The sequence below is a fragment of the Paenibacillus sp. sg306046 genome (assembly GCF_059821225.1).
Genome location: NZ_JCAMRT010000036.1, coordinates 1 through 14141, shown reverse-complemented (window position 1 = coordinate 14141; position 14141 = coordinate 1). Strand labels below are relative to the sequence as shown.

The window sequence follows — 14141 nt, the reverse complement described above, 5'->3', positions numbered from 1 at the left end:
GATGACCGGTTAAGCCTCCAGCAGCAGCTTGACGAACCGTCCCGCCAATCTGAAAAAGCAGTCAAGTGTGTTGCCTGAAAAGGCGACTAGACCGGGCCTCCGCCCGTGTCGCGGGACTGACTCGCAGAGTTGCTTTGCATGAGACTGACCGGCGTGCTTCGAGTGTAGCAACTGTACTTGATCAAAGTCCTGCCTGTCTTAACGATGAACGGACCCAACATCACCCAACGATTCTCTCCTTTCGACAACGGTAATTCCAGTCTAACCGCCTATTCGGCAACGATGGCCGGCGGACGTCCGATGTCGATGTCTGGATGCGTACCCGGCGGGCGTTCGCCTTGGAGCCTGATCCCCCTCACCCCCTCTCGGATTCATGCCCGTTTAGTATGCTATTCATGGAAGCGTTCTCTAATTACCGTACAATTGGCTTATTTATACCGGGCGAATGTCTGGAATGCCGGCTCGGAGACACGCAAGCGGCCGAAGCGCCAGGCTCCGGCCGGATTTCCAGGTTCCTGCGCCTATTTTTTCGCCTGGGCAGCGAGATAGTCCTCCAGCTGCTCTTTAATTTCGGCCCGGATTTTTTCCAGCCCCATTTTTTTCATCTTCTCCAGCGCCTCGTTGTAAACGCCTTCATATTCGTCGGTCAGTCCAAGCATCGCAATGGTCCGCGCCTTCTTGAATTCAGGGCCGACCTTGGCCAGCTCGCTTTTGATCGGCTCGGCATTCAGCGTAAAGCCGGCGATCGGCGACTTGACGAACGATTCCTGCTTGCTTGTAAATTGCTCCAGCTTCAGCCCGCTCTCCGGGAAATCCTCCGGGTACCGGACAAAGGACGGATTCCAGGTCAGCACGTAGCCGGGAAAGCTGTACGCCTTGCTTGCGTCGGCGTCGGCCAGAATTTTGAACTTGTCGCCGCCAATGGCTTCCCAATGCTTGCCGGGAATGCCGTATTCGAACAGGTCATGGTGTTGCGGATCGGCATACAGCCAATCGAAGAAAGCCATCACCCGGTCGGCGTTCTTCGAAGTCACCGGAATGCTGGAGAAATTCCACGCCTTGAAGTCGGTCGTCAGCGAGCCCGGCTTACCCTCGGCGACGCCCGGCGTCAGACTGACATATTCCAGCTCCGCGCCCGGAACCGCCTGCTTCAGCTCGCGATGCAGCGTCGCGTTGCCGGTATCGCCGCCGATGGCGGCAAACTTGCCGGACTTGAAGAAGCCGGTGTCATCCTTCTGGCTGATGACGTCCTTCTCCATATAGCCCTTCTGCTGCCACTTGCGGGCCGTAATTTCCTGCACATATGTCTGCTGCTTGTCGTTCATCGGCGCGGGCAGCTGCGAAATGTCTTCGCCGTGGAACACAACGTCCACCTTGCCGCTGCGAATCGCAAACTTCGTCAGCAGATCACCGGCGAGAATCGCGGCGTACGTATCCGGCTTCTTGTAAGGCTCCAGCCAGTTGCCCAGCGAAGCCAGCGAGCCTTTGACGCCGAACGGAATCATCCCCTTTTCATTCGCCAGCACCTGATCGAAAAACGCCTCCAGCTCCGCACCCGACTTGATGTCCGGCAAGCCATACTTGACCCGGAGATCCTTGCGGATGATGAGGGCATTGGCGGCTCCATAGCTGCGAGTAAACGGAACGCCGTAAATATGCTCCCCGCCGCTCGCATCCACAAACTTGTTGTTGTTGATGTACGTTGGCGGGAACGCCTTTTTCAAGCCGGGATACTTGTCATTGTTGAAATAGCTGTCCAGCTTGAGATACGTTCCCTTCGAAATCATCTGCGGCATCGTATTCCACTGGGCGTCAAACACCGCATCCACCTGTTCGCCTGAGGCGAGCTTCAGCCCGATCTTTTCCTTCAGCTGGTCCCAGGGCACCCAGTTGAACACAAGCTTCGTATTCAGCGTGTCCTTGGTCCGGCTGTAGAATTCGTCCAGCACAGCCTGCTGGTCCTTGGGCGGATCACCGGGAAAATAAAAGTGCAGGGTGACCGGGTCCGGCGTATTGCCGGTCGTCGTCCCGGTCCCGGCACCCGGAGACGCGGAGTCTCCCGGCTTGCTTGACGGCTGTCCCTGCGGGGACGTGCATCCGGTGACGAGCAGCGACATCGCAGCCGCTGTCATGACGTACTGAAGCGCTCTTTTTTTCAAATTGCAAACCCTCCTCAAGCTGACTCTGGTATGTGAACCGGCACGAGGCCGGACTCAACCTTTGACCGCGCCAACCGTCAGGCCGTGGACAAAATAGTTCTGAATAAACGGGTACAGCAGCACAATCGGCCCGATCGTCAGAATGACCGTCGCCATCCGGATCGTATAGGACGGAATATTGACCGCGCCCGTATACAGCTGGTTCGTGAAATTCATGCTGCTAATAATGCGGATGATTAACGATTGCAGCGGATACTTGGCCGGATCGTCGATGAACAGGATCGCCCGGAACCATTCGTTCCAATAGTCCAGCGCATAAAACAGCGAGATCGTCGCCAGCGCAGGCAGCGACAGCGGCAGCACGATGCGGAACAAAATGTAAATATCGTTGGCTCCGTCGATTTTGGCCGATTCGGCGAGTGAATCCGGCAGTGTCATGAAAAAATTGCGCAGCAGAAACATAAACCACGGATTAACAAGCGCCGGTAAAATCATCACCCAGATGCTGTTGCTCAGCTGCAAATATTTAGAGATCAACATGTACCACGGCACCAGCCCTCCGTTAAACAGCATCGTAAACCAGATGAAAAACAGGATTGAGTTGCGGTATTTCAAGCTTTTCACCGACACCGCGTACGAGACGGCGCTTGTCATCAGCAGACTGAGCGCTGTCCCGACCAAGGTGACAAACAAGGTGACGGAATAAGCGTTGTAGATCACATCATTTGCAAAAATCGTGGCGTAAGCATCCCATGAAAACGGCTGCGGCCAAATGCGGTAGCCCGTCTGCAGCAGCGCTGTCTCGTTGGTCAGCGAGCTGCCGAGCACGATTAGGAACGGCATTAGACATACCGCCGCAAAGAAGGCGCACGCCAGATAAAAGCTCGTCAGCAGCAGTCGTTCGCTCATCGTCCTTCCTCTCATCCTTACGTCTCTCCTTCCCCGGTTAGAATAGGGCCGCATCCTTATTCACGCGACGGACCAGCGTGTTGCAGCCGAGCACAAGCAGGAAGCCGACAACGGACTGGTACATCCCGATGGCGGATGACATCGACATGTCGCTGTACTGGCGGAGCGCACGGAACACAAATGTATCAATGACATCGGTCGTCGGATACAGCAGCGCATTGTCGCCGATCAGCGCATAGATCATCCCGAAATCCCCGTAGAAAATATGACCGACAGCCAGCAGCAGCAGCAAAATCGTCGTATTGCCGAGCAGCGGAAGCGTGATGTAGCGGATAGCCTGCAGCCGGCTCGCTCCGTCGATCCGGGCGGCCTCATAAATTTCCGTGTCGATCGACGTAATGGTCGCCAGGTAAATGATGACGCCGTATCCAGTCGCCTTCCACACCTTCAACAGCACCAGCGTCGCCGGCCATACGTCCGGGTTTTGATAAAAAGCAATCGGGTCCAGCTGCAGCAGCATCAGCAATTTGTTCAGCAGCCCGCCCTCCGTCGCAAACAGCGACACGGCAAACATCGAGACGATCGGCCACGAAATAAAATACGGCAGCAGCATCAGCGATTGGGTCACCCGTTTGAAGGGCTTCCAGCCAAGCTCCGAGATCATCACGGCAAACAGCACCTGAACGGCGAGCCCGACCCCGATAAATAAGGCGTTCAAGTAAAGCGTATTCAACGTAACAAGCAGCCAATCGTTGCTGGTGAAGAAGAAATCGAAATTTTTCAGCCCGACAAACTTACTGCCGAAAATGCCGTGAATCGGGTTGTAGTCCTGAAACGCAATGACCATGCCAAACATCGGCAAATACGCAAATACGATAAAATACAGAAGCGCCGGCAGCGTCAACAGGTACAAATATTTGTTTCTGTACAACTCCTTGAACAAGGTGTGTCTACGGGCGGCTTCCCGCCGTCTGGACGCTTCCAGGCTGCGAGGGCGTGCAACGATAGGCTCCATAACGGCTGATCACTCCTTTACGGGTCAGGTTATCAGGAGCAGCCTCCGCTGTTCTCCTTGCGTTTATCGTACAGGGAGCCGGCACGGGGCAAAAGGCCGAATGTTACAGAAACGGGCTGTTGTTGAAAAAATGTCCCGCCCAGCCGCGCCTGCCGCCGAAGTTAGAAAATTATCAATCGAAGTCAGAAACGTATCAATTCGGCGGATTGATGCAAAAAGAACCCCAGCGCCGGAGCGCTGCGGTTCAGAGCAGTCAGTCGTCCGCAGCCGGGCTTCCGGCTTTGGCGGCCTTGCGATATTCATCAGGCGTGCGGCCTGTCGCTTTTTTGAACGCGGCGTAAAAATATTTGCCGCTGCCGAAGCCGGCCAGCTCGGCGATCCGGTTCGCATGCAGCTCCGTCTGCACAAGCATCTGCCGCGCTTCGGCAAATCGCAGCTCGCTAATCGTTGCGCTGAGCGACTGCCCGGTGCTTCCTTTGAACAAGGTGCGCACATAATTGGGCGACAGCCCCACGTGCGCGGACACCGCCTCCACGTTCAGGCCCGGATCGCGAAACCGCTCCGCGACGAACTGGTGAATGCGCTCGACCAGCTCGCGGCTTTTGTTCCCGCGCCGCTCTCTGAGCAGCTCCGCCAGCTGCTCGTTCAGCCGGGAGAACCAGTGCCGCACATCCTCCAGATCGTCGCAGCCGGCCAGCTCCTGCATAATCGCCTTGAAGGACAGACGCGGCTCGTCGCGCGGCGATTCCGCAGCGCCGGCGGCAATTTCGCTCAGCGCAAGCGCCAGCTGGGTCAGCGACAGTAAAATTTCATCGTAGGAAAAACGCCGGATCGCCGCCAGCACCTCCTCCAGCAGCTCGGATGACCGCACCCGGTCACCGGCCCGCAGCGCTTCCGCCAGCTTCTTTTCCAGCTCAAACGGGTAGGCATATTTCGCGCGCGGCAGCGCCGCCAGCTCGCTATGCAGCAAAATCGCCGCTTTGCCGTAAATCAGCCGGTACTCGGAGCTTTGCAGCGCGCTGCGGTACGACAGATGCAGCTGGCTGCGTTGCTCCACCGGATGTCCGACAGCCGCCGTCACCGTCACCTCCAGGTAATGCCGCACATGACGCTGCACGGCCGACAGCCGCTGGCGGACCAGCTCCGTCTGTTCAGACGCAGCTTCCGTTTCCGCCGGTGCAGGCCAACGGATCATAACGGCAATATGGTCCGTTTCTCCGTCCACCACCTCCACCGCCAGCTCCGGTCCGCACGTTTCGACCGCGATATTCATCAGCGCAAACCGGAGCAGCGACAAGTCGCGGACCGATCGCCGGGCCGTCAGCTCGCGGTAAGCGCACAGCCGGAGCGTCACGACCGTATACTTGCCGGACGGCAGCCGCAACCGCAGGTGCGCGACCCGCTCCGCAATCTCGTCCTCGCCGGTCAGCTCCCCCTTGAGCAGCTGCTTGAGCAATCCTGCCTTCATCGCGGGCAATCCGGCGCGCACCGACGCCTGCAGCTCATGGACATTGCTGACAAGCGAATCGAAGGTCCGGTTTAAATAGTCGTATTCGCCCAGCACCTCGGGGCCGGGCAGCGGCTCCGTTGCCGTTCTCGCCTTGCGCAGCAGTCGCAGCAGCGGCTTATACATGTTTCGGGTAAACCAGACCGCCGTCAGTATGCTGAGTGCGACAAACGCAGCCGTCATCAGCGCCATGACGCGGGTCAGCTTGGAGAAATTCCAGAGCAGCTCCTCATAGTCGCCGATGCTTACATAAATCCAGCCGAAGGCGGTATCAGACTTCCGGTACGTGACCAGCGACTCGCGGCCGTTAATGTCATCGGTAAAATAGCCGCTGCCCTCGCTCGCCAGCACCTTGCGGATGTAGTCCCCTTCACTGAGCAGCGATGCGTTGATTTTCTCCGGCTCCGGATGGGAAATCGCCATTCCCGCGCGGTCCATAATAAACAGCCGCCCCTGCTCACGCTCGGCCGGTCGCTTGACGATTTGCTGCAGCGCGCTTTGCCGCAGGTTAAATACAAGCACCGCCTGCGGCTTGCCCTCATGCTCGTCCTCGACGAACAGCACGGAAATCGCATGGTAGTCAGTCTCCCGTCCAGCCAGCGTATAGCTGACCTTGCGCGGCAGCACCGCCCGCTCCGTGCCGGGCGCCAGCTCCTCGATGTAACGGATCACGCCCCGATCGAAAAACTCGCCCTTCGGCTGCGCGACCGTCAAATTGGAAAAGAAGCGGTCAGCCTTCGCATTGTACACGTACACGGACTCGATCAGCGGGTTGGAATTGACGATTTCCGTCAGCTTAATCGAAATATCCCCCATCTCGACCGATTCATGGACATCTGCAAACAGCGCCTTGAAAACCGGACTGTACGTATTGACGCTGTCGTTCAAGCTGGTCGGCACGCCGTAATAGACGTGAAACTGGGTTAAATACAACAAGGTGGACGACCAATACGTCTCCACCACATTATAGGACTGCTCCAGCAGCAGCTCCGATTGCTCATGAATTTGGGCCAGCGTGCTCCGCGAAAACTGGACGACAAGTGCCACCGACAGCACGCTCAGCAGAATGGAGCCGGTCACGATATAGGACAGCAGAATGCGCAGCAGCAGCGCATTTTTTCGCACATACAGCCGCAGGCGTGACAACGTACGAAGCAGCATATCGTCCTCCCGAATCCGATTCATCCGAGTTATCCGAGTCACAAACTTAACGCAAGCATACACGGATGCGTCCGGGAAGTCCAGCCATTGCAGGAAGAATAAGAGTGAAGTACCAGAACCAGGACAAAGAGACCTATGCGTATACGCACAGACCTCAGGGCAGATGGGAAGCGGCTGTCACACGGAAGCAGCCGCTGCTGACGGCATCCGGATAATCCGGCTGCACAGCACACCCGCATCCTCTTCGTCATGCGTGACAAGAATCGACGTAATGCCGGATGCCGTCAGCAGCCGCTTGAGCTCCTGCCGGATGCCGTCCTTCAGGCCCGCATCCAGATTGCTGAACGGCTCATCCATCAGCAGCATCGCGGGCTGCGGCGCGAGGGCGCGGGCGAACGCAACACGCTGCTGCTGGCCGCCGCTCAGCTCATGCGGATAGCGCCGCCGGTAATCATGCAGCTGCACCAGCTCCAGCATATGAAGCAGCCGCTGGTCCCGCTCCTTTTTGGCCAGCCGATGCAAACCAAACTTAATATTTTGCTCCACGGTCAGATGCGGGAACAGCCCGTAGTCCTGAAACATCATCCCGATGCCGCGATGCTCAGGATGGATGAAGGTACGCGCGTCGACCAGCGTTTTTCCCTGAAGCGCCACGCGCCCGGTACAGGGCTCCTCCAGACCGGCGATAATACGCAGCAGCGTGCTTTTTCCACTGCCGCTATCCCCCAGCAAACCCACCGCTTCGCCTTGCTCCGCCTTCATTGAAAACTGCTGCAGCACCGGTCCGGTCCGGCTCGAATATTGGAACGATACGTCGGACATTTCGAAAAACGTCATCACCTTTTATTCTCTCCCAACCTGTGATAGCAGATGACGGCCACAATCCCGATCGCGATCAAAATCAAGGAAGGCAGCGCCGCCTGATGAATTTGTTCATCGCTTGCGTACTGGTAAGCCTTCGTCGCCAGCGTATCAAAGTTAAACGGCCTCAGCAGCAAGGTCAGCGGCAGCTCCTTGACGATCTCCAGAAAGCTGAGCACGCAGCCTGCGACGACCGCTCCTCGAATTTGCGGCAGGTCCACCAGAAAAAACGTCCGCGTAATTCCCCGGCCAAGCAGTCTGGACGCTTCGGTGTACCGATTGCCCATTTTCTCAAAGCCGGCCTCCACCGCGTTATAACCGACAGCCAGAAAGCGAATCACATACGCACAGACAAGCATCGCCAGCGACATGCTAAGCACCAGCTTGCCCGCCCCCAGTCCAAGCGCTTCATACGAGCCGGAAAGCCGCCGGTCCAGTGACAGAAATACGGCCAGCACGCCAATCGCCAGCACAGCGCCGGGCATCGAGTAGCCCATGGACAGCAGCTTGGACAAAACAAGCGTCCAGGGCGAACGCCGGAGCCGGGTCGCATTGGCCGCAATCACGGCAAACCCGATCAGCAGCGCAATCGAAATGGCCGACACTCGCAGCGTATTGGCCAGCAGCTGGACAAAGGCAGGGCTAAACACCTCGCGGTACGTCCAGGTCGCCCAGACGATCAGCTGCCAGACCGGCACAATAAACGACAGCGCCAGCACAAGCAGCCCCCCGGTACAGGCCGCATATGCAGGCCAGCCGCTCAGCTTGCGCCGCCGCAGCGGACGCAGCTTGCTGGTCGTCGAGCTGTAGGCGCGCCGCCGGCGCAGCAGCCGCTCCAGCACGAGAATGCCGATAATGACCGCCATCAGCAGCGCCGCCAGCCGGAATGCCGAGCTGACATCATTCATCCCGAACCACGTCTTGAAAATAGACGTCGTGAAGGAGGCGATGCCAAAATGCTTCGCAACCCCGAAATCATTCAGCACCTCAAAGGCGACCAGACTCGCGCCTCCGGCGATGGCCGACTGCGACAGCGGCAAGCCGACCCGCCAAAACACCGCAAGCGGATGTCTGCCGAGCAGCAGCGCATTTTCCATATAGGACGCGCTTTGCCGTTCCAAAAACGCTTTGACAATGACATACACATAAGGAAACAAAAATAACGTAAAAATCGCAATAGCGCCCTTCATCGACATGATATCGAAATAACGCGCGTCAGGCGTCACACCGAGCGTATTGCGCATGAACGTCTGCACCACTCCAGTATAACTCAGCATCGAGCCGTACGTATACGCTGCAATATACGGCGGAACCGCCAGCGGCAGCACCAGCGCCCACGACAGAAAGCCCCGCAGCGGAAAATCATACACCGTGACCAGCCACGCCAGCACCGTACCAAGGATGACCGTGCCGCTAACCGTACCGACGACAAGCAGCAGCGACTGCAGCGCCGAATCCAGCAGCATATACTCTCGGATATGCGCCCAGTTCTCGGTCGGCCGCTGAAACAAGCCGGCGGCAATATACAGAGACGGAAGAAGGGCCGCTAGGGCCCCCGTCCAGGTGATGATCATCCAGCCGTTGCTGCTGAGCTTCAGCTTTTGCAGCCATCGGGTTGTAGGCATGCTTACTTCCAGCCCGCCTTGTTCAGCAGCTCGATCGCCTTCTTGTTATGGTCGCCAAGCTTGGAGAAATCAAGCTGCTGCGACTTGAAGGTGCCCCACGTTTTCAGAAGCTCCGGCTTGTCCGCCGCTTCATTGACCGGGAATTCAAAGCTTCCGTTGCTCAGCATCGTCTGACCTTCCTTGCCGGTCATAAATTCAACCAGCTTGACGGCGTTCGCTTTGTTTTTCGAGTGCTTGGTCAAGCCGACGCCGCTGATGTTCAGATGCGTGCCTGTCGTGCTCTGGTTTGGGAAAAACACGCCGATATTTTGCGCCACCTTCACTTCCTCGGCATCCTTCGAGACGAGCATTTGCCCTACATAATACGTGTTCATGATCGCAACATCACCGATTTTAGCGGCAATTGCTTTCGCTTGATCGCGGTCGCCGCCTTCCGGCTTTCGCGCCAGGTTGGCCGCAATGCCTTTGGCCCATGCCTCAGCCTGCTGCTCGCCGTTCAGCTCAATCAGCGAAGCGAGCAGCGACTGGTTGTACAAGCTGGACGAGGAGCGTGCCAGCACCTTGCCCTTCCATTTATCCGTCGCCAGATCCTCGTACGTCGACAGCTGCTCCGGCTTGACCCGGTCCTTGGCATACACGATCACCCGTGCGCGCGTCGCGATGCCAACCCAGCTATTATCCTTGTCCCGCCATTGCTTGGGCACGTTTTTATCAATTTCCGCCGATTGCAGCGGCTGCAGCACATCATTTTGCTTTGCATAATTCAGTACGCCGCCGTCAACGGTAATAAACAGGTCCGCCTCCGAACTGGAGCCTTCGCGTTTCAGCCGCTCGACCAGCTCTTCCGCCGTGCCCTTCACCTCGTTAACCTTGATGCCTGTCTGCTTCGTGAAAGCCTGGAACAGCTCTGTATCAACCGCATAATGACGAGCCGTAAAGACGTTTACCGCCTGCTCCGTGCCTTTGCCTGCTCCTCCGGTCGGCTCAGCCGGCTTAGCCGCCGCCGATGTGTCGGTTTTGCCGCTCGCCGGCTCCTGTGCTCCATTGCCTGCCGGAGCCGCTCCGCACCCCGTCAGCACCAATGCTGTCATCATCACGTTTAACACGCCAAGCTTTAACTTCGTCTTCATGTCTTCGATCCCCTCTGCTTGTAGTTTCCTTCTCGATAGTTCAATCAATAACAATACTCATTCTCAATACATATGTGAGAATGAATATCATTACTACTGAAATGACAATTCACATTGTACCTGACGAACATTAGAAAACGCTGTGAAAATTAAAAAAGCGCGCAGACAACTGTCAACTCTGCTCGCTCGCTAAGCCCGAAGCCGGATTTAATACCGGAAAGGAGACCGTAACCGTCGTCCCTTCCCCTTCTCTGCTTACGATATCCAAGGTTCCACCGTACCGTTCAATCAGCCTGCTGGCGATAGACAAGCCGAGACCATGTCCGGCCAGCTCCCGGCTCCGTGCCTTGTCCACCCGGTAAAAACGGTCCGTCACATAAGGCAAATCCGCCTCCGGGATTCCGATGCCCTGGTCAGCCACCTGCATACACACCTGTTCCTCGCGGACGAACGCGCGCACCGTGACCGCTTGGCGGTCTCCTCCGTATTTCACCGCATTGTCCAGCAGAATGAGCAAGATTTGCTGCACATGCTGCACGGGCACGCCGATCGTCTGCTGCGCGAGCTCCCCCACGCTGACCGTCATCCGGCACGACGGCGACATCATTTCCACTTGCTTCGCGACAAGCCCGATCACCTCATCCGGCCGTGACAGCGGCTCAGCCGTGTTCTGCTTCAGCTGCTCGGCCCGAGTCAGCGCCAGCATTTCCTGCACAAGCCCCTTCAATCTCGCCAGCTCCTGAATCGACACCTCCAGCGACTCCTCCAGCACCTCCGGATTATGCTTGCCCCAGCGCTGCAGCAGCGCCAGATGTCCTTCGACGATCGCAATCGGCGTCCGCAATTCATGCGAAGCATCCTCGACAAACTGTCGCTGCTGCTGAAACGAACGCTCCACCTGATCCATCATCTGGTTAAACATCACCATCAGCGTATGAATTTCGTCCTGCTGGCCGGTTAACGGCATCCGTTCGTGCAAGCCTTGCCGTTTGATTTTATGAATCGTATCGGCCATCGCCTGCAGCGGCTTGAGCACTTGACGAGCGAGCAGCAAGCCGCCCAGCGCGCTGATAATGACCGCCCCCAGCCCGCACAGCAGCATCACCCGCGAGAACGCCGCGCTGAGCTGAGCGAATTCCTCCGTGCTGCGCGCCATCTCCACCGTGCCCTGAAAATCAAAAATCGTTAAAGCGCGCCGCATCACCAGCAGCCCGCCATCCAGCTGCCACGTGCCGTCCGTCCCCTCCAGCTGCTGCAGCGCTTGCTCCGCCTGACCGATATCCAGTCCGTGGCTAACCGCAACCAGCGGCCGCCCCTGCGCATCCAGAATACGGATCGACTGCTTCTGATCATTCATTTTTTCCAAAAAACTGCGAATATGCGGCAGCTCCGGGTCGGCGAAGGACACCTCATTTTCCAGGAAAACATTCAGTACCTCGTTCATATTGCGCCCGGTATCGGCGACCTCCTGCCGAAGCATCCAGCGCTCGATAAACACATATTGAACCACACTTGCAACCGTAAATAAACAAAACAACAGCAGCGATGACCAGATCGTCAGCTTCCAGCGAATGGGCAACTGCTGAAATGCAACAGCAAGTTTGGTTCTCATCTGCGCATCACGTAGCCGGTGCCCCGCAAGGTCTGGATATAGCTGGCTTCTCCGGGGCAGTCGATTTTGTTCCGCAAATAACGGACATACACATCCACAACATTCGTATCGACAGGTGCATCGTAGCCCCACACGCGGTCCAGCAGCGCTTCGCGCGTCAGCACGCGGTTGGCATTGCTCATAAAGGCGACAAGCAGCTCATATTCACGTTTCGTCAGCTCAATCAGCGTATCGCCGCGATGTACCAATCGGGTGTCCGTATCCACACTCAAATCCTGAAAGCTCAGCCTTGTCCTGCTGTCCGTCTCCTGCTCCTCCTGCCTGCGGAACACGACACGAATCCGGGCCAGCAGCTCCTCAATGGCAAACGGCTTAGGCACATAATCATCAGCCCCGCTGTCCAGACCCGTTACCCGATCCGTAATGCTGTCACGTGCGGTCAACATAATAATCGGCGTCTTTTTCACCGCTCGAATTTGCCTGCAAATTTCGAAGCCGGAGAGGCCCGGCAGCATCAGATCAAGCAAAATGACTCCCCAGTCTTCCTTCAGCGCCAGCTCCAGACCCGCAGACCCATCATAGGCAACCGCCACCGAAAACGCTTCATTGCGCAGCTCCAGCTCCACAAAGCGGGCCAAATTACGTTCATCCTCAATTAATAATATTTTTTTCATCGAAGTTCATCCCTTGTCAGTGCTTGCTGTGGACCGGCCACCTGCCGTATCCGCTCAAAATCCCGCATCGGACCGATGCGGGATCTGGATTCGTCGCTGCTGTCGTCTGCTCATCTGCTACTTCATCAGCTTATTCATCGTGACCAGCAACTCGTCAATGACTTCCTGATCGCCCGACTGGATACGCTCCATTACACAGCTTTTCATATGGCCTTCCAGCAGCAGCCGTCCCACACCGTTCAGCGCAGACTGGATCGCGGCGATCTGGTTCAGCACATCGTCACAATACACGTCACGCTCAATCATGCCGCGCACCCCGCGAATCTGCCCTTCAATCCGGTTCAGACGCGACACCAGACTGCTTTTCATTTTATCGGAATGGTGACTCTTCCGCTCCTGCTCGCCATCCTGGCAATGCGGCTCCCCATGACAGCCCGTTTCGTTGTGAAGCTCCATCATCCATCCCCCCTGTCCTCCATTATAACCGCAGTTTTAGTGAAAATGAAGGGTGGGGGCTGGGTGAAGGCCTTTTCTGCGGAATGTACGCGGCTTGTGTCGTCCATTTCGTGGAACAACTTCCGCCGCTAGCAGAATTATATGTAGTAACCACGCTCAGTAAACTACAGCATACGCAAAATGGTTTACCTACAGCTCTTCAATGGATAGAACCTCAACTGACGTGCAGTAAAATGTCATGATGTCGTTCTCATAATCGTGAACGTAGTACCTTTGATCGATTTCCCAGCTTCGATCTCTCATATCTGTTATTTTAAAGCCCATCATTTGATTCAATGCCCCGCCAAATCCTGAAAGGCTCAAAGAAGAAATCTCATCGAATTTCAGCAAAAGCTTATATCTTTTACTTTGCGCTTTAGATTCCGCTATGAATCCTATTTCTAGGAAAGATACTTCATCATAACGTTTGTTGTAGTCAATATAATAATTAATGCTCACAACTAATTTTAAGTCCTTTTCGCTAAAAATAGGTATTTTCTCAGCGATAAGATGAAAGTTATTTATGAATTCCATCCAACGTTTTCCCTCTAATCATTCCAAAAATGGTAGTTGCATTCCTTCCTCTGTTTGCATAGCAATAAAAAGAATCCCGAGAGGGTTTTTAGCTCTGCTCGGGGAGAAGGTTCTAATAACTTACTAAACCTATAAAAACTGCTGTAATAATCATAATGAGCACCAAACCAATCCAATTATTAAAGATCCTACCTACTACAAAAATACAAGCTATTGAAGCAATGAATAATATAGCGAGATTAACTCCCTTAATTGAAATAATTATAATGAATAAAGTCAAAATAAAGATAGCATAAAAGATCATCTTATAAAGGTTCATTAAAACCAGCCTTTTACAGTATATAACCAAGACCATGACCACGATTTCTTTAGGTTATTTGAAGTATATAACTCAACTTTCGCAGAACGAAAATCGGCTTTAATGCACGATGTAACTGAATTGAAGGCCAGTTCATTATG

General features: G+C 55.6%; 11 protein-coding genes. All 11 read right to left on the bottom strand.

Annotation, left to right across the window (positions count from 1 at the left end):
* Positions 1-521 precede the first annotated feature (521 nt).
* Entirely contained in the window at positions 522-2159 is a 1638-nt protein-coding gene (locus AC6ROY_RS23895) for an extracellular solute-binding protein (protein ID WP_500103067.1), read from the bottom strand.
* A gap of 54 nt (positions 2160-2213) precedes the next feature.
* A complete protein-coding gene (locus AC6ROY_RS23890) occupies positions 2214-3068 on the bottom strand; it encodes a carbohydrate ABC transporter permease (RefSeq protein WP_500103066.1) in 855 nt (284 codons plus the stop codon).
* Between the two features lie 37 nt (positions 3069-3105).
* Positions 3106-4083 carry an ABC transporter permease gene (locus tag AC6ROY_RS23885; RefSeq protein WP_500103065.1) on the bottom strand — a complete coding sequence of 326 codons (978 nt, stop codon included), beginning with the start codon at positions 4081-4083 and terminating at the stop codon, positions 3106-3108.
* Between the two features lie 253 nt (positions 4084-4336).
* Entirely contained in the window at positions 4337-6775 is a 2439-nt protein-coding gene (locus tag AC6ROY_RS23880; protein WP_500103064.1) for a helix-turn-helix domain-containing protein, read from the bottom strand.
* 153 nt (positions 6776-6928) lie between these two features.
* Complete coding sequence (locus AC6ROY_RS23875) at positions 6929-7588, bottom strand: ABC transporter ATP-binding protein (RefSeq protein ID WP_500103078.1); 660 nt, start codon at positions 7586-7588, stop codon at positions 6929-6931.
* A complete protein-coding gene (locus tag AC6ROY_RS23870) occupies positions 7588-9237 on the bottom strand; it encodes an ABC transporter permease (protein WP_500103063.1) in 1650 nt (549 codons plus the stop codon). The genes AC6ROY_RS23875 and AC6ROY_RS23870 overlap by 1 nt, the downstream gene beginning before the upstream one ends.
* Positions 9238-9239: 2 nt before the next feature.
* Positions 9240-10367, bottom strand: a complete 1128-nt coding sequence (locus tag AC6ROY_RS23865) for a Fe(3+) ABC transporter substrate-binding protein (protein WP_500103062.1) — start codon at positions 10365-10367, stop codon at positions 9240-9242.
* Positions 10368-10539: 172 nt separating this feature from the next.
* On the bottom strand, positions 10540-11979 hold the full coding sequence (locus AC6ROY_RS23860) for a HAMP domain-containing sensor histidine kinase (RefSeq protein ID WP_500103061.1): 1440 nt from the start codon (positions 11977-11979) through the stop codon (positions 10540-10542).
* On the bottom strand, positions 11976-12653 hold the full coding sequence (locus AC6ROY_RS23855) for a response regulator transcription factor (RefSeq protein WP_500103060.1): 678 nt from the start codon (positions 12651-12653) through the stop codon (positions 11976-11978). The genes AC6ROY_RS23860 and AC6ROY_RS23855 overlap by 4 nt, the downstream gene beginning before the upstream one ends.
* Before the next feature lie 117 nt (positions 12654-12770).
* Positions 12771-13109, bottom strand: coding sequence for a metal-sensitive transcriptional regulator (locus AC6ROY_RS23850; RefSeq protein WP_500103059.1), 339 nt, complete (start codon positions 13107-13109; stop codon positions 12771-12773).
* 189 nt (positions 13110-13298) lie between these two features.
* Positions 13299-13682, bottom strand: a complete 384-nt coding sequence (locus tag AC6ROY_RS23845) for a PIM8 family immunity protein (RefSeq protein WP_500103058.1) — start codon at positions 13680-13682, stop codon at positions 13299-13301.
* Between the last annotated feature and the right edge of the window lie 459 nt (positions 13683-14141).

What these genes read in the sequence shown, in the direction of transcription:
- AC6ROY_RS23890 (WP_500103066.1), bottom strand. Translation starts at nt 3,068, where the DNA reads ATGAGCGAACGACTGCTGCTGACGAGCTTTTATCTGGCGTGCGCCTTC.
- AC6ROY_RS23885 (WP_500103065.1), bottom strand. Translation starts at nt 4,083, where the DNA reads ATGGAGCCTATCGTTGCACGCCCTCGCAGCCTGGAAGCGTCCAGACGG.
- AC6ROY_RS23880 (WP_500103064.1), bottom strand. Translation starts at nt 6,775, where the DNA reads ATGAATCGGATTCGGGAGGACGATATGCTGCTTCGTACGTTGTCACGC.
- AC6ROY_RS23875 (WP_500103078.1), bottom strand. Translation starts at nt 7,588, where the DNA reads ATGACGTTTTTCGAAATGTCCGACGTATCGTTCCAATATTCGAGCCGG.
- AC6ROY_RS23870 (WP_500103063.1), bottom strand. Translation starts at nt 9,237, where the DNA reads ATGCCTACAACCCGATGGCTGCAAAAGCTGAAGCTCAGCAGCAACGGC.
- AC6ROY_RS23865 (WP_500103062.1), bottom strand. Translation starts at nt 10,367, where the DNA reads ATGAAGACGAAGTTAAAGCTTGGCGTGTTAAACGTGATGATGACAGCA.
- AC6ROY_RS23860 (WP_500103061.1), bottom strand. Translation starts at nt 11,979, where the DNA reads ATGAGAACCAAACTTGCTGTTGCATTTCAGCAGTTGCCCATTCGCTGG.
- AC6ROY_RS23855 (WP_500103060.1), bottom strand. Translation starts at nt 12,653, where the DNA reads ATGAAAAAAATATTATTAATTGAGGATGAACGTAATTTGGCCCGCTTT.
- AC6ROY_RS23850 (WP_500103059.1), bottom strand. Translation starts at nt 13,109, where the DNA reads ATGGAGCTTCACAACGAAACGGGCTGTCATGGGGAGCCGCATTGCCAG.
- AC6ROY_RS23845 (WP_500103058.1), bottom strand. Translation starts at nt 13,682, where the DNA reads ATGGAATTCATAAATAACTTTCATCTTATCGCTGAGAAAATACCTATT.